We start from the raw sequence: 19739 nt of genomic DNA on the forward strand, positions 1-19739 counted from the left end.
GGGTAGTTTACTCTGTCGGAGGCTCGGCGGGAATAGGCACGCTCGTTCCGCCCTGCAGGGAAATGCCATGGCGGCGTGGGCGAAAAGCCCGGCCTGGTGCGGGTTCACGGCGCAGGACCGGATGAACAACCTCTTCCTTGCTGTGGAATGCATAGGCACGCAGGATTTCAAAGTAGTTGCGGAAGACATAGCCGCCATTCATGGCTTTCCACTCTTCACGCTGCTCGCGATAGAGTTTTGGCAATTTGTACCACGGCACAGTCGGCCGCTTGTGATGAACGAAATGCAGATTGTTGTTGAGGAACAACAGCGCCAGTGGTGATTTCTCGACAATGATCGTGCGGCCATCCGGGCGCTCGGACCATTGGTGTTCGCAATAGGAGCGGATGGCGATGATTGCCAGTCCCCAATAAACTGCGGTCAATGCATAAAGCCAAAGCGGGATACCGAATTCGACCAGCAGGACAACCAGAGGAATAAGTCCGGCTGCATGCAAGAGCCATGCGGTGCGCACTTTCCGGTCACCACCGGATATCAGCTTGATATCCGTGGCGATGAATCCCACGATCATCAACGCTGGTCCAACAATGATGCGGCCAAGCATCGTATTGTTCCATTTCAGCAGCATCTTGAGAGCGGCAGGCAGCTTCTCCCAGTCACCCAGCGCCCGGTAATAGCTTTCCGGATCGTCATAGGGATCGGTCAGGCGCTCATCCGCATGGTGTTTCAGATGCAGATGCTTATAGCGGCGGTAGGGGTAGAAGAGACCGATAGGCAGGGAGACAAGAAACTCATTGAGCATGCCGCTGCGGGTCGGGTGCCCGTGCAAGGCTTCATGCTGCAAAGAAGAGTGAAATGCGACGGCAACCGCCATCAGTGCCAAGGCCACAAAAGGCATGGTTGGATAGAGGTAAAATCCTGACACCAGCCATAAACCGTAGCAGATGATCATCAATGCAAGGGTAGGCCATTCAATGCCAGGGTGCTTGTGTCCCCGGCCGGATTTGTCAGTTAGTTCGGCTGTATGTGCTTCTGATTCCATGACTTTCATCCTCTCACTGTCAGGAACTGTCAGCAACGCGATTTTAGTGATAAACTGTTGATTATGCGCACCAAATGATGCAATTGTTGTGCTTAGTAAACAAAAAGGTATGCAAATGGATAAACGGGATCTTTCGCGCCTGTTTCAGGACCGCATCCGAAGCCTGCTTGCCCGCAGCGGCGATAATCAATCATCGTTTGCTTCAGCCGTCGGCATAGACCGTTCAGCACTCTCGCAACTCCTGTCTGGCCAGTCGACGCGCCTGCCGCGCGTCGAGACGCTGCTCAACATTGCAGAACGTTACGCGGTGTCGCTGGATTGGCTGCTTGGCCTCAGTCAGGATGAGGCGATCACCGGCGAACTGCGCGCCAGTATGGAGATTGAGGAAGGCCATGACGGTTTCGAGCGCACGCTGCTGGTGCGCTGGCATGCGGAGGCGACGGGCAGCAAGATCCGCTATGTACCGGCGCGCATTCCCGATCTGCTGCGCACACAGGCAGTGATTGCCTACGAGACTTCGCTTGTACACCGCGATCCCACGACCCAGATCACTGAAACTGCGTTCCGGCTTGATTACAATCGCCAGCCGGGCACGGACATGGAAGTATGCATGCCCTACCAGACCCTGCGCGATTTCGCTGGTGGCGGCGGCATCTGGGGCGACCTTTCGCGCGCGGTACGCGTTGAACAGCTTCAGCATATGACGGCCCTGCTTGATGAGCTTTATCCGTCCTTCCGGCTGTTTCTGTTTGACGGGCGCGAGCGGTTCTCGGTGCCCTACACCGTGTTCGGCCCCTACCGCGCTGCGATCTTTGTCGGCGAGATGTATCTGGTGCTCAACACAACGGATGCCGTGCAAACCCTGCAGCGGCATTTCGATGGGTTGATCCGCGTGGCAAAGATAAATGCCCACGAGGTTGGTGCTTATATTTCCTCATTGAAGGTCGATTGAGTGCTAGAGCTTGTCGCAAATGAATATTGACCACATATAAAGACTTCCTTATATCGTTATCTAAGTCTCATCACAGGAACTGCGCGCCATGACCATTGCCAATCCGCTTGCCGATCTTCTCGCTGAAAAGGGCGTGCTTTTGGCCGATGGCGCGACGGGCACGAACCTGTTTGCCACGGGTCTGGAAGCCGGTGAAGCACCGGAACTCTGGAACGAAGCCCAGCCGGAAAAAATCCTCGCGCTGCATCAAGGCTTTGTCGATGCCGGTGCTGATATCATCCTGACCAATTCCTTCGGCGGCACACGCCATCGCCTCAAGCTGCACCATGCGCAAGACCGCGTGTTCGAGCTGAACAAGAAGGCGGCTGAACTTGCCCGCGCTGTCGCCGATAAGGCAGACCGCAAGGTGATTGTTGCCGGCTCTGTCGGTCCGACGGGCGAACTGCTGGTTCCACTTGGTGCGCTAACCGAAGAGGACGCTGTCGCTGCGTTTACCGAACAGCTGGAGGGATTGAAGGCTGGCGGCGTTGATGTCGCATGGATCGAAACCATGTCGGCTCCGGGTGAAATTCGCGCTGCGGCGGAAGCTGCGGTCAAAGTCGGCCTGCCCTATGTCTACACAGGCTCGTTCGATACGGCTGGCAAAACCATGATGGGCCTGCCACCAAAAGAGATTCACGGCGTTGTCGATGGGCTGGCCCAGCGCCCGGTTGCTGTCGGTGCCAATTGCGGTGTCGGCGCGTCGGATATTCTGGCCTCCCTGCTCGATATGTCCGAAGCTGATCCCACAGCCACCATTGTCATCAAGGGCAATTGCGGCATTCCGGAATTTCGCGGCGCCGAGATTTTTTACTCCGGTACGCCCGAATTGATGGCCAATTATGCGCATCTCGCCATTAATGGCGGTGCAAAAATCATTGGCGGCTGCTGCGGTACCTCATTCGAACATCTGGCCGCGATGCGCCACGCGCTGGATAACCATATCCATAGCACGCGCCCGACGGTGGAAACCATTGTTGAGACGATCGGACCAATGCGCAACAAGCTTGCCGCCCATGCGGATGACCTGCCCAAGCGCGAGCGTCGCGGCCGTCGCGGTTGAACTTGGGCTGGATCGGCGCACTGCCTGACCCGTTGGGCATTATCGTTTTTCTCATCCTGGGCTACCCGGTCCCATTCATCCTTGCGCTTGTCGTGCTCTATATTATCGCGCGATATGCATTCCGCTGGTCCGTGCTTGTCAGCCTCCTGATGAGTGTTATCATTGGACCGCTCGCGTTCTTTGCGGGTATTTCGTTTTTTTAATGGTGTGTGGTTCATGTAGCCCGCAGGAACTCGCCGCGATAACCAATGGCATCATCGCCCCTTTGACGATGCCAAAGGTCCAATACTTGGGTGAAAAACGAAATCAATCAAAATATTTCTTCCACTCGCTCAGTTGCGTGCAAATGCGGCCATGTGAAAACGCTGCTGATCGGGCATATAGGCGTGTTCCCGGCCGACTGGACAAGCCAGCCGTGCCAGACAGCCGCCATCGAGACACACACGCCCTTGTGGTTCTGCGAGATATGATCGGCAGCGGCCAACAGCGAAGCTCTTCCCATCGAATGCGTCCACCGGGCAAGCGCTCAGGCATGGTTTTTCCGCGCAGCTATCGCAAGGGTGATTATCCGGAGCAATTGATGGGAAGTCGATAACGCGGTCAAACAGCAAGGCACCGCGAAACGCCTGCCAGAGGCCGTATTCAGGATGAATCAACAGCCCCAAGGGCGATGCCGAGAGGCCCTCCCCACGCATGGCCCATTGCTGGAACGGCAAATAGGGTTTGTCGGATGGAAAGACGGCTTGTCCTTCCACAGCGTTCGCGACACGGGTGAGAACCTCTTTGGACCATGTATCGAGCGGATCGTCCACATCTGGATGCGCCCGCCGCCATTCAACGAAATGCGGCCAGATGGACGAACCGAAATGGCCGATAAGAACCACGCTGCGTGCCGAAACGCCGGTGCTCAGACGGGGCGCATCATCCCCTGCTCCGAAAACAAAACCGCCGCGCGGAACAAGACCATAGGGTTCCAGCGCGGCGGCGATTTCAACAAGAGGATCGGCAATAGTCATCCCGGGCCTGAACCCTTAACAGCAGTGGCCCAGACTTCTTCATGGATCAGATTGGCCACTTTAGCCCGGCCGTCCTCGGGCTTCTTTCAGGTGAATGCGTCGGGCATCGACGCTTTTTTCTTGGCGATGAATTCCTTGAGGGATTCGTCAATGGCCGGATCAAGATAGGGTGCTTCGTAGGTTTCAAGCCAGCGTCGTGCCAGTTCATTGCCGCGCTGATCGGCACGTTTCTCGCCCTCGGCAAGCCACTGCTCATAGGAATTGTTGTCAGCAATGTTCGAGCGGTAGAAGGCCGTCTGGAAGTTTGCCTGTGTATGGTCGCAGCCAAGATAATGGCTGCCGGGGCCTACCTGACGGATCGCATCCATCGCCTGACCATTCTCGGAAAGGTCAACACCTTCAGCAAATTTCTGCGCCATGCCCAGCTGGTCGATGTCCATCATGAACTTTTCATAGGATGAGACGAGACCGCCTTCGAGCCAGCCGGCGGAATGCAGCACAAAGTTCGTGCCAGCCAGAAGCGTCGAGTTCAGCGTATTGGCGCTTTCATAGGCCGCCTGCGCATCGGAAACCTTTGAAGCGCAAAGCGAACCACCGGTACGGAAGGGCAAGCCCAGACGGCGTGCCAGCGCCGCAGCGCCGTAAGATACAAGCGACGGCTCAGGTGTTCCGAAAGTCGGCGCACCCGACTGCATCGAGATGGACGAGGCAAATGTGCCGAAAATAACCGGAGCACCCGGTCGGATCAGCTGGGTGAGCGCTGCACCGGCCAGCACTTCCGCCAGAACCTGCGTCAACGTACCGGCCACCGTCACAGGGCTCATCGCACCGGCAAGAATGAACGGCGTGACAATGCAGGCTTGATTGTTGCGGGCATAGACCTTGAGCGCGCCAACCATCGTCTCGTCAAAAACCATCGGCGAATTGGCGTTGATCAGACTGGTCAAAACCGTGTTCTGGTCGAGATAATCCTCACCGAAAACCAGCTTACACATGGATATCGTGTCTTCCGCCCGCTCAGGCGCGGTGACAGACCCCATGAACGGCTTGTCGGAATATTTGATATGGGCATAGACCATATCGAGGTGGCGCTTGTTGACGGGAACGTCGACAGGCTCGCACACGGTGCCGCCGGAATGGTGGATTGACGGTGCCATATAGGCGAGCTTTACGAAATTATTGAAGTCTTCAATGGTCGCATAGCGGCGATTGCCATCAAGATCGCGCACAAAGGGCGGGCCGTAGACCGGCGCAAACACCGTGGCCTTGCCACCGATCTGCACGGAACGCTCGGGGTTGCGCGCATGCTGTGTGTAGATGGACGGTGCTGTCTTCAGCAGTGAGCGGGGAAGCCCTTTTGGAAAGTGCACGCGCTCGCCTTTGACATCGGCCCCAGCTTCGCGCCAAAGCTGCAAAGCTTCCGCATCGTCGCGGAACTCGATACCGATTTCCTCAAGGACGGTATCCGCATTGGCCTCGATCAGCGCCAGCCCTTCCTCATCAAGCACTTCATATTCGCGAATCTTGCGCGTGATATAGGTGAGCGACTTGCCTGGGCCACCGCCGGAACGGGCGGCACGGCGTGCAGCAGCGCCCGCACCGGCACCGCGTCCACGGCGTACGCCGCTTTCAGCAGTATCAGCGGGAGTCGCAGTGTCCACCGGTGCATCAACTGGCGTTTCCTGATTCATTTTATTTCTCCAGGCGCTTGATGCGCGGATTGGTTTAACGATCCGATCCTACCTGCGACATGGACAGGCGCGTTTCCGTGTGCGTCAAACGATGGCGCATGGAAGACAAACAGGTGGTCGCTTTCGTCATTTACGAGGTCGCATTTAAGCAATGCGTTTTCAGCAACTTGCCCGATATGTTAAGGGAATGCCAGTAGAGATAAAAAGCGCTGCATAACGCTTGAGAGGAAGACACCCATGGCCGACGATGAAATCATTCTTTCGGAGCTTTCGGACGACGAACTCGTCGAACAAATGCACGACGATCTCTACGATGGATTGAAGGAAGAGATCGAGGAAGGCACCAATATCCTTCTGGAGCGCGGCTGGGTGCCTTACCGGGTTTTGACCGAAGCACTCGTCGAAGGCATGCGCATCGTTGGCGAAGATTTCCGTGACGGCATCCTCTTCGTGCCGGAAGTTCTGCTGTCGGCCAATGCCATGAAAGCCGGCATGTTCATCCTGCGCCCGCTTCTCGCAGCCACGGGCGCGCCGAAACAGGGCAAGCTCGTTATCGGCACCGTCAAGGGCGACATTCACGACATTGGCAAGAATCTGGTCGGCATGATGATGGAAGGCGCGGGCTTTGACGTCATTGATCTTGGCATCAACAATCCGGTCGAAAATTATCTGGCAGCCATTGAAGAGCACAAGCCTGACATTCTCGGCATGTCTGCCCTGCTCACCACGACCATGCCCTACATGAAAGTCGTCATTGATACGATGAAGGAAAAGGGCATTCGCGACGATTATGTGGTGCTCGTCGGCGGCGCGCCGCTGAACGAAGAATTCGGCAAGGCTGTCGGTGCCGATGCCTATTGCCGCGATGCGGCGGTGGCCGTTGAAACCGCCAAGGACTATATGAAGCGCAAGCACAACCAGATGTCCGGCGCCTGAACCAAATCAAAACGGCCGCATCAAAATGCGGCCGTTTTTCGAATCTAGTGTAACTTTGCTGAAACTGGCCTATGAGGCCGAACAATCAGTTGGCGGCTTTTGCTACCCGATGACCAGCCGATTGGGTCGCATTCACGGTGTTGGCTGTATCGGAGCCGATACCGCGGATTGTGTTGGCGCAGCCGGCCAGTGCTACGACAGCAAGAACAGCGGCGATCGGTACAACGCGTGATAGTTTCATGGACAGGGTCTCCCGTTCTGATAGAATTTAATCAACGTTCGCATAACGCGATGGAGCGAAATCAGTTCCATGAATGTTAGCCAGAATTCGAATAATTCGCCAGAGATCGTCCGGGTGATCGCCTGCGGCATGATTGCCCGGGAAATACTGGCTATACGCGAGCAATTCGGCCTCGATCACATCGAGCTGAAATGTCTGCCCGCCGTCTATCATCATCATCCGGAAAAGATTGCACCGTCGGTGGATCGGGCAATCGTCAAGGCAAAAGCTCAGGGCATCAAGCGAATCTTCGTCGGTTATGCCGATTGCGGCACCGGCGGCATGCTCGATCGTGTCTGCGAAAAGCACGGTGTGGAGCGTATTGAGGGTCCGCATTGCTTCTCGTTCTATGTCGGCAATGATGCCTTTGCGTCCAAGTGGGATGATGACATGACGTCATTCTTCATGACGGACTTTCTCGCCCGGCATTTCGAAGCCTTCATGGTCAAACCGCTTGGCCTCGACCGCCACCCTGAGTTGCGTGACATGTATTTCGGCAATTACACCAAGATGATCTACCTCGCTCAGACAGACGACGCCAAGCTCAATGCCAATGCCGAAAAGGCGGCTGAATTCCTTGGCCTCGCCTATGAGCGGCGCTTTACGGCCTATGGCGATCTGGTTCCTGCCCTGCGGCTGGCAGCAGCAGATAGCGCAGTTTGACACTTTCATTTACGCCTTTAAATCGGCATGGTCCGCCTGCTTCCTGATGGAATCGAAAACAAAGGACCGTTCTCATGCTGTTTCGAACCCTTCTTCTCGCAACGATCAGTCTGGCAACCATAGGCGCCGCCCATGCGGATGGCGCGATTACAAAGATCATCACGCCCGCCGATACCAAACGGCTAGAGCAGTACGATCAAACAAAGACCAAGGCGGTTGCAGATGCGAAAGCGACCGGTAGCGCCGCTGATATCCGCATTGTCGATGAATTGTTAAAGCGCCCCAGCCTGCCATTCAGTGAAGGTTTTGACATGACCGGCAACTGGCAGTGCCGGACAATCAAGCTCGGCGGCATGGCCCCGGCGCTCGTGGTTTATGGCTGGTTCAAATGCAAGGTCACGGATGATGGCTCCGGCTGGGCTTTGGAAAAAGTGACTGGATCGCAACGCACCAAAGGGCGTTTCTACACCGAAAGCGACAAGCGCCTGACCTATCTCGGCACCGGCTATGTTTCGGATCAAAAGCCTGCGAAATATGGTGCAGGACCGAAAACCGACGAAGCTGGCTATGCCTATCGCACCGGCAAGAATGCCTTCCGCATCGAGTTTCCGGCGCCCTATTACGAATCCCTGCTCAACATCATGGAATTCAAACGTTAAGCACTTTCGTCGCTGCCGCGTCATTGCAATGTCACCTTTGCCCCTCCATATGGGCAAAGGTTGAACAAAAGACGGACCCATGGTTGCAATAGATAGTGAAAATCAGAAGAATATGGACAGTGCTTCGACACATGCGGAAAACGATCCGCGGCCCCTTTCACAGGTTTTCGAAGACCTTGCGCGGACAACCACCGCACCCGTTTCTTTCACCGAACTTGAAGATGCCTTCACTGATCGCAGCTTCGCAGCCCTTTTGACATTTTTCGCCATTCTCAACCTGCTTCCACTGCCACCGGGAACCGGTATTGTCACCGGCATCCCGCTTGTTCTTGTATCGGTGCAGATGGTCATGGGCCGCGAATCCGTCTGGCTACCGACCTTCATGCGCACAAAAACCATTGCGCCGGAACGTTTTCGTCAGGTCTCGAACAAGGTTGTTCCGTGGCTGCAATGGCTGGAACGCTTCATCCGCCCGCGCAACTGGCCCTTTTCCCAGCGTCAGGGCGATCGCTGGCTCGGCGCATTTACGACAGTTCTGGGCATGTCCGTCGTCCTGCCAATGCCGCTTTCAAACTGGCTTCCGGCCTTGGCAACGGCCATTATCGGCATTGCCCTGTGCGAACGCGATGGCCGCCTGATGCTCGGCGGCCTCATACTGGGCGTGGTCTCGATCAGCATCGTCTTTGGCTTCGCCTTCATCGCCGCCAATGTGCTGGCCTATCTGGCGGGCTTCTGGCCTTTTTAAGATTGGGTAGAGCCGCTGTGTTGGTGCTTGGTGCGTGGTTCGACAAGCTCACCATGAGGGATAGAGGTGATGTAAAGATGATCGCCAGCTTTGCAGATCACCAACGTTGCAGAACTTGACTCCCTTTCATCACCCCTCTCCCTCATGGTGAGCTTGTCGAACCACGAACCAACCACCCCCACTAAAATCTCTGTCGCAAAAACAACAATGTCGCACGTCGCATTTGAGTGGGCGCACGTCGTGAGATAACAAGCTTACCCCCTGATTATCAGGCAAAACGGTCCTCGTTGGAGGATAAACTGCATGGCCGATCTTATTGTCGTTTATTGGCGGGACATTCCTGCTCAAGTGACCGTCAAAAAAGGACGTCAGGCCGCAAAACGCGAACTTCCTCTTCGATTTACTGAAGCCATCGACATGTGTGCGATGCGCATTGGCGCCCGGGATTCGGACGCCTATCTGGCAGAGTGGCGCCGGGGAACACCGGTGCCGGTGAGTGATGATCTGGATGCGGAGGCTGATGCGGCCCTCGCCCGTATTGACAGCGAATATCATCGGGAACGCCTTGTGGCGCTAGTAAAGGCAGGCGGACATGACAATTCATGAACTGAAAGCAAAGCCAATGACAAAGATCGCAGCATCCATCGAAGTGGCGGCACGCCAGGCGATTGAATCGCAGGACCTGCCCGGACTGTTCCCGGAAGGGACACGCGTTTACATCACTGACATGGGTACCGATGGTGTTGACACGCTGACAGCTGCCGCCAAGCGCATTCATGATCTCGGCTACAAGCCAGTTCCGCATTTCGCTTCCCGCCGCCTTGGCACGAAAGTAGCCTTGGAAACCCGCATCCGCCGCGCCGCTGAAGAAGCTGGTGTGACCGATGTGCTGGTTATCGGCGGCGGCCTTGAACGGCAGGCTGGCGAATTTTCCTCCACCATGGAAGTGCTGGAAACCGGCTTTTTCGACAAATACGGCATCACCGAAATGGGCGTCGCCGGTCATCCGGAAGGCAGCCCGGAATTTTCCGAAGCTGTTGCGCTTGAAGCCCTGCGCCTGAAGAAGAATTTTGGTGAACGCACAGGCGCCCGCTTGCGTGTCGTCACGCAGTTCGGCTTTGATGCCGATCGCTTTATCCGCTATGCGGAATCGCTGCGGGAACATGGCGTTGATCTGCCTGTGCACTTGGGCGTTGCTGGCCCGGCCAAGATCACCACATTGATCAAATATGCTGCCATGTGCGGCGTCGGCAACTCGATCAGCTTCCTCAAAAAGAATGCTCTGTCCCTGACAGCGCTTGCCACCAGCCATTCACCTGAAGGTGTTGTTGGCCCCATCGAACAGCATGTGATCAACCATCCGGCTTCCGCCATCAAGCAGATCCACATTTTTCCGTTTGGCGGCCTGAAGAAGTCCTCCGAATGGCTTGTTGATCGCGGCTCGTGGAATGTCGCATCCGGCCATTACGCATCTGCAGCAGCGAACTAAGGATTTCCTGAATGACCCGTACCATTGTTGCCTCGGCGACCAGAGAAATCATCATCGGATTTGACCAGCCTTTCTGCGTGATCGGCGAGCGGATCAATCCGACCGGGCGCAAGAAGCTTGCCGCCGAAATGATCGCTGGCAATTTTGATACGGTCATCCGGGATGCGCTGGAGCAGGTTGCTGCCGGTGCAACCATGCTTGATGTCAATGCGGGCGTCACTGCTGTCGACCCGAATGCAACGGAACCGGGCCTTCTGGTCAAGACACTGGAGATCGTGCAGAATCTGGTCGATGTTCCCCTCTCCATCGACAGTTCGGTAACGGCTGCTATTGAAGCTGCTCTGAAAGTCGCCAAGGGCCGTCCGCTGGTTAATTCGGTGACCGGTGAAGAGGAAAAGCTTGAAGCCATCCTGCCGCTGATCAAGAAGTACAATGTCCCCGTCGTCGCCATCTCGAACGACGAAACCGGTATTTCCATGGACCCGGACGTTCGTTTTGCCGTTGCCAAGAAGATCGTGCAGCGCGCGGCTGATTTTGGCATTCCGGCGCATGATATCGTCGTTGACCCGCTGGTCATGCCGATTGGCGCGCTTGGAGATGCAGGCCGTCAGGTTTTTGCGCTGCTGCGCCGTCTGCGTGAAGAGCTGAAGGTCAACACCACCTGCGGCCTTTCCAACATCTCGTTCGGCCTGCCCCACCGTCACGGCATCAATGCCGGGTTTATTCCCATGGTGATCGGCGCTGGCATGACCTCGGCGATCATGAATCCMTGCCGTCCGCAGGAAATGGAAGCGGTTCACGCCGCCAACGTGCTCAACGGCACCGATGCCAACTGCACCTACTGGATCAGGAAATATCGTGACCATCAGCCGGCCGTTGCCGGGGCAGCGCCGGCTGTTTCGGTTCCTGCTGACGCCAATGGCGGTGGACGGCGGCGCGGTGGACGTGAAGCGCGGCGCGGCGTTGCCGGTTGATTGATTTGTGATGCCACGCTATTGGCGTGGTTCGTGGTTCGACAAGCTCACCATGAGGGAGAGTGAGGATGCAACGCTCATCTTAGGGATGGCAGATCAAAAAGATCACGCATCACAAGAGTTGCAGAACTTGACTCCCTTTCATCACCACTCTCCCTCATGGTGAGCCTGTCGAACCACGAACCACGCATGACGGTATTGCAAGCAGATCTCTTGCAGGACTTGGAGCATTGATTGTGAACGCACCCGTAAAATCCCCTGAAGCATCGGCAAAGGACGCGCTTGTTCTGTTCATGCCGTCGGGCAAGCGCGGGCATTTTGCGGTTGGCACCACGGTGCTGGAGGCAGCGCGCACGCTCGGTGTCTATGTGGAAAGCGTGTGCGGCGGGCGCGGCATTTGCGGGCGCTGCCAGATTGACGTGCAGGAAGGCAAATTTGCCAAGCACGGCATTACCTCTTCCAATGATCACATTTCCGAATTCGGTCCAAAAGAAAAACGTTACGCCGAAAAGCGTGATCTGAAGGATGGCCGCCGCCTCTCCTGTTCGGCAACCATTCTTGGCGATCTCGTTGTGGATGTGCCGCAGGATGTTCAGGTCAATGCGCAGGTCGTGCGCAAGGATGCCGATACACGCATTATCGAGCGCAACCCCGCCATTCACATGTGCTATGTCGAGGTGGAAGAGCCTGACATGCACAAGCCGCTTGGCGATCTTGACCGCCTGAAGGCCGCACTGGAAAAGGAATGGGGCATCCGCAATCTTGATGTGGACACCTATCTCCTGCCGCAAATTCAGAAAATCCTGCGCAAGGGCGAATGGGGCGTCACCGCTGCCATTCACCACGACGAGGAAACGACGCGGCCAACCATGATCGGCCTGTGGCCGGGCCTGAAGAACGAGGCTTACGGCATCGCCTGCGATATCGGTTCCACCACCATTGCCATGCATCTGTCATCGCTGCTTTCGGTGCGCACCATTGCTTCCGCAGGTACATCCAACCCGCAGATCCGTTTCGGCGAAGATCTGATGAGCCGCGTCTCCTATGTCATGATGAACCCGGATGGTCGGGAAGGCATGACCAATGCGGTGCGCGAAGCCATCAACGATCTGATTGGCAAAGTCTGCGCCGAAGGCAATGTCGCGCGCGAGGACATTCTCGATGCGGTGTTTGTCGGCAATCCTATCATGCATCACCTTTTCCTCGGCATTGACCCGACGGAACTCGGCGGGGCGCCGTTTGCCCTCGCCGTTTCCGGCGCCGTGCATCTCAGAGCCAGTGAAATCGGTCTCAATATGAACCCCGGCTCCCGGGTCTATATGCTGCCATGCATTGCCGGTCATGTCGGCGCTGACGCTGCTGCGGCAACCCTTGCGGAAGGCCCGCACCGGCAGGACGAAATGATGCTGCTTGTCGATGTCGGCACCAATGCGGAAATCGTGCTTGGCAACCGGCAACGCACAGTTGCAGCCTCCTCGCCAACAGGCCCGGCATTTGAGGGCGCGGAAATCTCAGGCGGCCAGCGCGCTGCCCCCGGCGCCATCGAACGTGTGCGTATCGATCCGATAACACTGGAGCCACGCTTCCGCGTCATCGGCACCGAACAATGGTCGGATGAACCGGGTTTTGCCGAAGCCGTGCAGGCAAGCGGCATCACCGGCATTTGCGGCTCGGCTATTATCGAAGTCGTGGCGGAAATGTACCTCTCGGGCATTATCTCCGAAGATGGCGTGGTGGACGGCAGTCTTGTCGCCAAGTCGCCGCGTATCATGCCAAACGGTCGTACATTCTCCTATCTGCTGCGCGAGGGAACACCGACCATCACCATTACCCAGAACGATGTTCGCGCAATCCAGCTTGCAAAAGCTGCGCTCTATGCGGGCGTCAAGCTGCTGATGGACAAGCAAGGCATTGATCACGTCGATCAAATCCGTTTTGCCGGTGCCTTCGGTTCTTTTATCGATCCAAAATATGCCATGGTGCTCGGCCTTATCCCCGATTGCGATCTCGACAAGGTAAAAGCTGTCGGCAATGCCGCCGGTACAGGCGCGCGCATGGCGCTGCTTAACCGCGATTATCGCCGCGAGATCGAGGATACCGTCACGCGCATCGAGAAGATCGAAACGGCACTGGAGCCAAAATTCCAGGAGCATTTCGTCTACGCCATGGCCATGCCGAACAAGGTTGATCCCTTCCCCAAACTCTCGCTGGCCGTTACCCTGCCGCCACGCAAGAATGTCGGCGAGGATGGCCAGACCGGCGACGCCACCCCGCGCCGACGCTCACGCGAGGACCGTGCGGCCCGCCGATCGCGCGAATAGGCCGCGTGAATAAATCCATTCAGTTGAGTTTGTCACGCAGACAAATTCCGCTATCAACATCCACCATGATTGATTCCGGATATATGTTCCCATGATTGCCTGCTTTGACATCGGTGGCTCGGCCATCAAGGGTGCAATAGCCTATGCGCCCGAAGACATCCGGCCACTGCCGAAAGTGCCGACGCCCTTGCGCGATTTCGACGCCTTTGCTGCCGCGATTGAAAAGATTGCAGCGGAGGGTGGCGCTGATACCGCATCGCTGATTTCCATTTCGATTGCCGGTGTTATCGATGCGGATAGTGGTAAAATCACCTGTGCGAACATTCCCTGCATCGATGGTCGCCCGCTGGTCAAAGACCTCAGCGAAAAACTGCGCCGTCCGGTTCTTGTCGCCAATGACGCCGATTGTTTTGCCCTGTCGGAAGCCGTTGTCGGTGCCGGACGCGGCCACCGCGTGGTGTTCGGGATTATTCTGGGCACTGGCGTTGGTGGCGGTCTTGTCATCAATGGCAAGATACATGAGGGCGCCGGCGGCTTTGCCGGGGAATGGGGCCATGGTCCGATATCGGCGACATGGGCAGGCAATCCGCCGATTGCCATCCCGCGTTATGCCTGCGGTTGTGGTCAGGTCGGCTGCGTCGATGCGGTTGGCGCGGCGCGTGGCATGGAACGCCTGCATGCACACATTCACGGCGTTGATCTGCCAAGCACCGAGATTATTGCCGCGTGGAACAATGGCGATGCGGCGGCGGAGCGCACCATTGACTGCTACATTGATATCGTCAGCGGCCCGCTGGCCATGACGCTCAATGTGGTCGGCGCGTCGATTGTGCCTGTCGGTGGCGGTCTTGCCAATTCAGTCCCGCTGATCGAGCGGCTGGACCGCGCCGTGCGTGACCGCATCCTGTGGAAGACAGCCAAACCATTGGTCATCCCGGCGCAACTGAAAATTGAACCCGGACTGATCGGTGCCGGTGTTCTCGGTTTGATGGGAGCGGCACAATGAGCGGCATTCTTCTGGAAGTCTGCGTTGATGATTCGAGCGGCCTCGCCGCTGCCATCACAGGCGGCGCTGACCGGGTAGAGCTTTGTTCCGCGCTGGAACTCGGCGGCCTGACGCCAACTCCCGGCCTGATCGGTCAGGCCATTGCTTCGCCCATTCCGATCTACGCCATGATCCGTCCGAGGCCCGGCAATTTCGTCTTCGGCGAGGCTGATATCGACGCGATGCTGCGGGAAATCGACATGATCCGCAGCGCCGGTCTGGCGGGCATCGTCCTTGGTGCGAACCATGCCAATGGCAGTCTCGACCATGCCACGCTTGAACGCCTGATGCGCAATTGCCATGGACTGGGCGTGACGCTGCATCGGGCCTTCGATCTCGTACCCGATCTTGCTGAGGCTGTTGAAACGGCTGTTGGACTTGGCTTTGAACGTATTCTGACTTCAGGCCGCATGCCGACATCAGCTGAAGGCATCGACAATCTGGCAGAAACCTTCTCGCTTGCCGCTGGGCGGATCAAGATCATGCCCGGCTCCGGCGTCAATATCGGCAATGCCGGTGCATTGCTTGACCGTATTCCCTTTCGGGAAATCCACTCTTCCTGTGCTGTTCTGGCAGAACCAGTCAGCGCTGCAGCACAGCGGCTCGGTTTTGAAACCGCTACTCAAAAGCGCACCAGTGTTGAGCTTGTGCGGGCGTTGAAGGCTTATTGCCAAACGAGGTGAGGTTCATCACCCCCCTCTGTCCTGTCGGACATCTCCCCCACAAGGGGGGAGATCACATTGGCATGAACGCCTTTGCACAACAGGAAACTTTGCAAATTGTGCAAAGGCAGTAACACAGCTGATCTCCCCCCTTGTGGGGGAGATGTCCGACAGGACAGAGGGGGGTGTTACCGCTCCAATTGCCCCTAAAGCTTGCCCGTCCTCTCATAGCCCTCGAAATACACCCGCAGATGCTGGGCGACAGCTTTGACATGCGCACCGGCATTTTTGGCAACCAGCATGCCAAGCTTGGATTCACCAAGCGGTGGCAGACCAGTTTCCGGGCCAAGTGCGACCATATTGTCCTCAAGCAGAAACTTTGAGAACGGCGCAACGGCAAGGTCGGCCACGATAGCGGCGCGCTGGCCCATCGTATGGGCGCTCATATAGGCGACACGATAGTCCCTGCCAGCGCTTTCAAGTGCGCTGATGGCATTGGCGCGCCAGATGCAGCCCTCTTCCCACATGGACAGCGGCAACGGATTGCGCTCATGCGCTGTTCCGCATTTCGCCCCGGCCCAGATGATTTCCTCGGTCATCAGAACCTCGACCTCATCAAGCTTGGCCAATGTTTCATTGACATTAACAAGCGTCACATCAAGCCGCTGCTCATCCAGCCGCTTGCGCAGGCTGTTACTCTGGTCGATGACCACATCAACGGTGACATCCGGATGCGACTCGGCAAAGCGCTTCAAAACGAAGGGCAGCACCTTTTCGCCGATATCATCAGGCGCACCGAGCCGGACAACCCCGGAAACCGTTGGCGTGATGAATTTCGCCACAGTTTCGCGATTGAGCGCCAGCATGCGCCGCGCATATCCAAGCAGCAACTCGCCGCTCGGCGTCAGTTTGACCGAACGTGCATCGCGTTCAAGCAGGATATGACCAAGCGTCTCCTCAAGCTTCTTGATCTGCATGGAAACAGCCGAAGGTGTGCGGAACACCGCATTGGCAGCGCTGGAAAAGCTGCCCGTCTCGGCAATCATGGCAAAGGTACGCAACACATCAAGATCGAGGATCGGTATGGGATGCTGCATCGGTGCTGACATTGCGGCGTCTCCTTCATCAATTTTTCTGAACTATACTGTTCTGTAATTTCGTTTGATTGAACATCAACTTGGGCAGATAGTCAATATCACACAACAAGGTGGCTACAGAAAATTGGGCACCTTAACCACAAGGAGCAGCAAAATGAGTGTCTGCAATGAACTTCCACACCAGACAAGCCTGAGTGAACGTCTCTTCACTGCCGTTACACGCACGGCAGAAAGCGTCGCATCAATAGCAATAGTCTCGCGCGATGCGATTGTCCGGGGCCGTCGGCGGCGCGTGACAGAAGCAGCTCTGGATAGTCTTCCAGATAATATCCGCTCTGATATTGGCTGGCCCGATCTGTATGAGCGCCAGATTGCCGAATGCAATCAGCTTAATCGCACGCGCCAATAAATCATGAGAACACCCCAATAAGGGAGCGGACCTGTTCACGTCCGCTCCCTTTATTTTGCGCTTTACCTGCGCTTTTGCGACACAGGCAGGCTCACTTCCCTTTAGAATAATTCTATGGTTCTATCTGAAAAAAAGCTCCAGAGACCACGCCCGTAATTTGAAGAACCTACTTCAGGTGCGACATGGCCTCGTAGTAATAATGGGAACATAGAATCATCATGAACCAGACGGACCTGAACAAGCGGTCTTTTGTTTTTTTCCTTGTGCCGAACTTTTCGATGATCGCTTTTGCGACCGCTATCGAACCGCTGCGCATCGCCAATCGCATGCTCGGATATGAGGCCTATCGCTGGCGTCTGGCCTCGGTCGATGGCAAACCCGTCACGGCCTCCAATGGCGTTGAATGCGCTGCGAACTCTTCCCTGGAAGATGAACGCCGCTTTCTAACTGGCGAAGACCGTCCATCCATGGTTTTTGTCTGCTCCGGCGTGCATGTCGAAAAATTCCAGAACAAATCCGTCTATGCCTGGCTCCGTGAAGAATTCAACCGCGGCGTCGCCGTCGGCGGCCTTTGCACCGGCGCGCACATTCTGGCTGCCGCTGGCCTGCTCTCGGGCAAGCGCTGCGCAATCCATTGGGAAAACCTTCCCGGCTTTGCCGAAGCGTTTCCGAAAGCCGACGTCTATGCGGACCTGTTTGAAGTCGACGGCAATATCTACACCTGCGCCGGCGGCACCGCCGCGCTCGACATGATGTTGAAGCTCATCGGCGATGATTTCGGCGATAATATCGTCAACCGCGTCTGCGAACAGGCCCTGACCGACCGCGTGCGCAGCCCGCATGATCGTCAGCGATTGCCATTGCGCGCACGTCTCGGCGTGCAGAACTCAAAAGTTCTCACCATCATCGAACTGATGGAGGCACGTCTGTCCGAGCCGCTATCGCTCATCGAGATTGCCGATCATGTCGGCCTGTCGCGCCGCCAGATCGAACGGCTGTTCCGGCAGGAGATGGGCCGCTCACCCGCGCGCTATTATCTGGAAATCCGGCTCGACCGCGCCCGCCATCTCCTGATCCAGTCATCCATGCCTATTGTTGAAGTAGCGGTTGCCTGCGGCTTTGTCTCCGCATCGCATTTTTCCAAATGCTACCGCGAACTTTATGGCCGCTCACCACAGCAGGAACGCGCCGACCGCAAGCAGCTGATGGCGGCATAGTTACCTGCTTCAGCATGTTCGTGGTTCGTGGTTCGTGGTTCGTGGTTCGTGGTTCGACATAACAACCATGAGGGAGAGTGAGGATGCAACGCTCATCGTAAAGATTGCAGCGTAAGGGGTGCAGAATTTCGCTCCTAACAAACCCACCCCACCGTCATCCTCGGGCTTCACCCACCCCCACCGTCATCCTCGGGCTTCACCCACCCCCACCGTCATCCTCGGGCTTGACCCGAGGACCCACAATTCAAAAGTGCTGAACGTTGAGATTCGTTTGAGCTCCTTAGCCGTGGGTCCTCGGGTCAAGCCCGAGGATGACGGTGGGGTGGTTTTTTTTAGGAGCCAAATTCTTCACCCTTGGCGGTTACACTACCAATCTCTCCAATATGGGTGCTTAGCATCGCATCAACCAATCCAAGGTGGTTCTTGCATCCTCACTCTCCCTCATGGTTGTTATATCGACCCACGAACCATCCTTGAAGCAAATCTATCGCGATTCCCAATCCTGCATGCGCCGCTGCCAGACTTTTTCACCGGACAGGCAGTCATAGTCTTTCTTGGCCTGCGCAACGATAACCGGGAGTTTTTCCTGAGGCGACCATTCTGCATGTTGTATCCCATCGGGCTTATCAGCGAGTTCCTGCACAAGCTTGCGGCGCACGGCTTCGGGAAACTGTTCCCATGAATTGACGGGAACCATGAAGGCGCCGCGACCGCCGATGACGCAGTTACCGTAATAGATATCAAGATCGGAGACGGCCCAATCCGAATAGAAGTCGCTCTGTGTCATCAATGGCAGACCATTGATGGTCACGCCCTTGGCAATCGCCTCCGCACGCGCTTCGATGACTGGCCTGCCATGATTATTGGCACCATCGCCGGAGACATCGATCACATGGCGCGAGGACCGGAAACCGTTATTGTCAAAAAGCGTCGCGCCAAAATCAATCGCTCCGGAAATCGATGTGCGGCTTTGCGTGGAAGGAATGGGTTGATCGAGCGCTACAGCCAGCCGTTCAGCCGATTCAGCGCTATCCACCAGCGTCCATGGCACGATGACGCGCTGCATGGATGACCCCGCCCACTCGACATAGGTAATTGCCACGCGGCCATGAACGCCTTCAAGAATGGCATCGATAACCTGACGGTGGCGCAAGGCGGCGATATAGCCATCGCGCTGAATCTTCTGCTCAAAGGGTTCCATGGAGCGGGATGCATCCACAGCCAGCACAAGCTCGACATCAACATCGACAGGGGCGGTCTGGGCGCATGCAGCAGAACTCGCCAGTGATGCCGCGAGTAAGAGAAAACCTCTGAAAGTTTTCCTGTGCGATGCCATGGGCAAGTGTAACGCAATCAGGCGCAATACAAAGCCCGATACGGCGCATTCACGCTCTATTGAACGGTTGTTCAAAAGAAATGGCGCCCCTGCGGACGCCATT

The 19739-nt window shown here is 56.5% G+C and carries 21 protein-coding genes; 15 read left to right on the forward strand and 6 right to left on the reverse strand.

Annotated features, from left to right (window positions below; translation table 11 throughout):
- Positions 1-7: 7 nt before the first annotated feature.
- Positions 8-1042, reverse strand: coding sequence for a fatty acid desaturase (locus tag AB4Y96_RS19830; protein ID WP_441919348.1), 1035 nt, complete (start codon positions 1040-1042; stop codon positions 8-10).
- Positions 1043-1157: 115 nt separating this feature from the next.
- Here AB4Y96_RS19830 and AB4Y96_RS19835 point away from each other — a divergent pair, with 115 nt between their 5' ends.
- The 3 genes from AB4Y96_RS19835 to AB4Y96_RS19845 all read left to right on the forward strand — a co-directional run bounded on the left by AB4Y96_RS19835 (position 1158) and on the right by AB4Y96_RS19845 (position 3299).
- Positions 1158-1994, forward strand: a complete 837-nt coding sequence (locus AB4Y96_RS19835; protein ID WP_091877724.1) for a helix-turn-helix domain-containing protein — start codon at positions 1158-1160, stop codon at positions 1992-1994.
- Between the two features lie 88 nt (positions 1995-2082).
- A complete protein-coding gene (bmt, locus tag AB4Y96_RS19840; RefSeq protein WP_112527419.1) occupies positions 2083-3096 on the forward strand; it encodes a betaine--homocysteine S-methyltransferase in 1014 nt (337 codons plus the stop codon).
- A complete protein-coding gene (locus AB4Y96_RS19845) occupies positions 3093-3299 on the forward strand; it encodes a hypothetical protein (RefSeq protein WP_441919350.1) in 207 nt (68 codons plus the stop codon). Before bmt ends, AB4Y96_RS19845 begins: the two co-directional genes overlap by 4 nt.
- 129 nt (positions 3300-3428) lie before the next feature.
- Here the strand turns inward: AB4Y96_RS19845 and AB4Y96_RS19850 are convergent, their stop codons facing one another.
- Together AB4Y96_RS19850 and AB4Y96_RS19855 are read right to left on the reverse strand one after the other, a co-directional pair.
- Positions 3429-4112: a hypothetical protein gene (locus AB4Y96_RS19850; RefSeq protein WP_441919352.1), complete on the reverse strand. Its 684-nt coding sequence runs from the start codon at positions 4110-4112 to the stop codon at positions 3429-3431.
- A gap of 86 nt (positions 4113-4198) precedes the next feature.
- Positions 4199-5803 (reverse strand): trimethylamine methyltransferase family protein, encoded by a 1605-nt coding sequence (locus AB4Y96_RS19855; protein WP_441919354.1) that lies wholly within the window; start codon positions 5801-5803, stop codon positions 4199-4201.
- A 237-nt stretch (positions 5804-6040) separates the two neighbouring features.
- Between AB4Y96_RS19855 and AB4Y96_RS19860 the strand changes: the two genes are divergently transcribed.
- Complete coding sequence (locus AB4Y96_RS19860) at positions 6041-6739, forward strand: corrinoid protein (protein ID WP_091877729.1); 699 nt, start codon at positions 6041-6043, stop codon at positions 6737-6739.
- Between the two features lie 85 nt (positions 6740-6824).
- Here the strand turns inward: AB4Y96_RS19860 and AB4Y96_RS19865 are convergent, their stop codons facing one another.
- On the reverse strand, positions 6825-6980 hold the full coding sequence (locus AB4Y96_RS19865; RefSeq protein ID WP_091877730.1) for an entericidin: 156 nt from the start codon (positions 6978-6980) through the stop codon (positions 6825-6827).
- A gap of 69 nt (positions 6981-7049) precedes the next feature.
- Between AB4Y96_RS19865 and AB4Y96_RS19870 the strand changes: the two genes are divergently transcribed.
- The 9 genes from AB4Y96_RS19870 to AB4Y96_RS19910 all read left to right on the forward strand — a co-directional run bounded on the left by AB4Y96_RS19870 (position 7050) and on the right by AB4Y96_RS19910 (position 15598).
- Positions 7050-7682 carry a DUF1638 domain-containing protein gene (locus AB4Y96_RS19870; RefSeq protein WP_441919356.1) on the forward strand — a complete coding sequence of 211 codons (633 nt, stop codon included), beginning with the start codon at positions 7050-7052 and terminating at the stop codon, positions 7680-7682.
- 74 nt (positions 7683-7756) lie between these two features.
- Positions 7757-8341 (forward strand): DUF4893 domain-containing protein, encoded by a 585-nt coding sequence (locus AB4Y96_RS19875; protein WP_441919357.1) that lies wholly within the window; start codon positions 7757-7759, stop codon positions 8339-8341.
- Between the two features lie 79 nt (positions 8342-8420).
- Positions 8421-9086 (forward strand): exopolysaccharide biosynthesis protein, encoded by a 666-nt coding sequence (locus AB4Y96_RS19880; RefSeq protein ID WP_441919358.1) that lies wholly within the window; start codon positions 8421-8423, stop codon positions 9084-9086.
- Positions 9087-9389: 303 nt separating this feature from the next.
- A complete protein-coding gene (locus AB4Y96_RS19885) occupies positions 9390-9692 on the forward strand; it encodes a virulence factor (RefSeq protein WP_091877734.1) in 303 nt (100 codons plus the stop codon).
- The gene (locus AB4Y96_RS19890) at positions 9679-10575 is read left to right on the forward strand and encodes a methylenetetrahydrofolate reductase (protein WP_441919360.1); all 897 of its coding nucleotides are present in this window, start codon (positions 9679-9681) and stop codon (positions 10573-10575) included. The genes AB4Y96_RS19885 and AB4Y96_RS19890 overlap by 14 nt, the downstream gene beginning before the upstream one ends.
- A gap of 11 nt (positions 10576-10586) precedes the next feature.
- Positions 10587-11549, forward strand: a complete 963-nt coding sequence (locus AB4Y96_RS19895; protein WP_441919361.1) for a methyltetrahydrofolate cobalamin methyltransferase — start codon at positions 10587-10589, stop codon at positions 11547-11549.
- Between the two features lie 293 nt (positions 11550-11842).
- Entirely contained in the window at positions 11843-13870 is a 2028-nt protein-coding gene (locus tag AB4Y96_RS19900; protein WP_441919397.1) for an ASKHA domain-containing protein, read from the forward strand.
- 91 nt (positions 13871-13961) lie between these two features.
- The gene (locus tag AB4Y96_RS19905; protein WP_441919363.1) at positions 13962-14876 is read left to right on the forward strand and encodes an ROK family protein; all 915 of its coding nucleotides are present in this window, start codon (positions 13962-13964) and stop codon (positions 14874-14876) included.
- On the forward strand, positions 14873-15598 hold the full coding sequence (locus AB4Y96_RS19910; protein ID WP_441919365.1) for a copper homeostasis protein CutC: 726 nt from the start codon (positions 14873-14875) through the stop codon (positions 15596-15598). The genes AB4Y96_RS19905 and AB4Y96_RS19910 overlap by 4 nt, the downstream gene beginning before the upstream one ends.
- Before the next feature lie 185 nt (positions 15599-15783).
- Here AB4Y96_RS19910 and AB4Y96_RS19915 read toward each other — a convergent pair whose 3' ends face one another.
- Entirely contained in the window at positions 15784-16686 is a 903-nt protein-coding gene (locus AB4Y96_RS19915; RefSeq protein WP_091877739.1) for a LysR family transcriptional regulator, read from the reverse strand.
- 142 nt (positions 16687-16828) lie between these two features.
- Here AB4Y96_RS19915 and AB4Y96_RS19920 point away from each other — a divergent pair, with 142 nt between their 5' ends.
- Together AB4Y96_RS19920 and AB4Y96_RS19925 are read left to right on the forward strand one after the other, a co-directional pair.
- On the forward strand, positions 16829-17083 hold the full coding sequence (locus AB4Y96_RS19920) for a hypothetical protein (protein WP_112527443.1): 255 nt from the start codon (positions 16829-16831) through the stop codon (positions 17081-17083).
- 218 nt (positions 17084-17301) lie between these two features.
- Complete coding sequence (locus AB4Y96_RS19925) at positions 17302-18300, forward strand: GlxA family transcriptional regulator (RefSeq protein ID WP_091877741.1); 999 nt, start codon at positions 17302-17304, stop codon at positions 18298-18300.
- A gap of 484 nt (positions 18301-18784) precedes the next feature.
- Here AB4Y96_RS19925 and AB4Y96_RS19930 read toward each other — a convergent pair whose 3' ends face one another.
- Positions 18785-19738 (reverse strand): DUF1194 domain-containing protein, encoded by a 954-nt coding sequence (locus AB4Y96_RS19930; RefSeq protein WP_441919367.1) that lies wholly within the window; start codon positions 19736-19738, stop codon positions 18785-18787.
- Between the last annotated feature and the right edge of the window lies 1 nt (position 19739).

Source organism: Phyllobacterium sp. TAF24 (assembly GCF_052113785.1).
Classification (GTDB): Bacteria; Pseudomonadota; Alphaproteobacteria; order Rhizobiales; family Rhizobiaceae; genus Phyllobacterium.

What these genes read in the sequence shown, in the direction of transcription:
- AB4Y96_RS19890 (WP_441919360.1), top strand. Translation starts at nt 9,679, where the DNA reads ATGACAATTCATGAACTGAAAGCAAAGCCAATGACAAAGATCGCAGCA.
- AB4Y96_RS19930 (WP_441919367.1), bottom strand. Translation starts at nt 19,738, where the DNA reads ATGGCGTCCGCAGGGGCGCCATTTCTTTTGAACAACCGTTCAATAGAG.
- AB4Y96_RS19830 (WP_441919348.1), bottom strand. Translation starts at nt 1,042, where the DNA reads ATGGAATCAGAAGCACATACAGCCGAACTAACTGACAAATCCGGCCGG.
- AB4Y96_RS19920 (WP_112527443.1), top strand. Translation starts at nt 16,829, where the DNA reads ATGAGTGTCTGCAATGAACTTCCACACCAGACAAGCCTGAGTGAACGT.
- AB4Y96_RS19870 (WP_441919356.1), top strand. Translation starts at nt 7,050, where the DNA reads ATGAATGTTAGCCAGAATTCGAATAATTCGCCAGAGATCGTCCGGGTG.
- AB4Y96_RS19905 (WP_441919363.1), top strand. Translation starts at nt 13,962, where the DNA reads ATGATTGCCTGCTTTGACATCGGTGGCTCGGCCATCAAGGGTGCAATA.
- AB4Y96_RS19885 (WP_091877734.1), top strand. Translation starts at nt 9,390, where the DNA reads ATGGCCGATCTTATTGTCGTTTATTGGCGGGACATTCCTGCTCAAGTG.
- AB4Y96_RS19855 (WP_441919354.1), bottom strand. Translation starts at nt 5,803, where the DNA reads ATGAATCAGGAAACGCCAGTTGATGCACCGGTGGACACTGCGACTCCC.
- AB4Y96_RS19865 (WP_091877730.1), bottom strand. Translation starts at nt 6,980, where the DNA reads ATGAAACTATCACGCGTTGTACCGATCGCCGCTGTTCTTGCTGTCGTA.
- AB4Y96_RS19915 (WP_091877739.1), bottom strand. Translation starts at nt 16,686, where the DNA reads ATGTCAGCACCGATGCAGCATCCCATACCGATCCTCGATCTTGATGTG.
- AB4Y96_RS19860 (WP_091877729.1), top strand. Translation starts at nt 6,041, where the DNA reads ATGGCCGACGATGAAATCATTCTTTCGGAGCTTTCGGACGACGAACTC.
- AB4Y96_RS19880 (WP_441919358.1), top strand. Translation starts at nt 8,421, where the DNA reads ATGGTTGCAATAGATAGTGAAAATCAGAAGAATATGGACAGTGCTTCG.
- AB4Y96_RS19875 (WP_441919357.1), top strand. Translation starts at nt 7,757, where the DNA reads ATGCTGTTTCGAACCCTTCTTCTCGCAACGATCAGTCTGGCAACCATA.
- AB4Y96_RS19850 (WP_441919352.1), bottom strand. Translation starts at nt 4,112, where the DNA reads ATGACTATTGCCGATCCTCTTGTTGAAATCGCCGCCGCGCTGGAACCC.
- AB4Y96_RS19835 (WP_091877724.1), top strand. Translation starts at nt 1,158, where the DNA reads ATGGATAAACGGGATCTTTCGCGCCTGTTTCAGGACCGCATCCGAAGC.
- AB4Y96_RS19900 (WP_441919397.1), top strand. Translation starts at nt 11,843, where the DNA reads ATGCCGTCGGGCAAGCGCGGGCATTTTGCGGTTGGCACCACGGTGCTG.
- bmt (WP_112527419.1), top strand. Translation starts at nt 2,083, where the DNA reads ATGACCATTGCCAATCCGCTTGCCGATCTTCTCGCTGAAAAGGGCGTG.
- AB4Y96_RS19910 (WP_441919365.1), top strand. Translation starts at nt 14,873, where the DNA reads ATGAGCGGCATTCTTCTGGAAGTCTGCGTTGATGATTCGAGCGGCCTC.
- AB4Y96_RS19925 (WP_091877741.1), top strand. Translation starts at nt 17,302, where the DNA reads ATGAACCAGACGGACCTGAACAAGCGGTCTTTTGTTTTTTTCCTTGTG.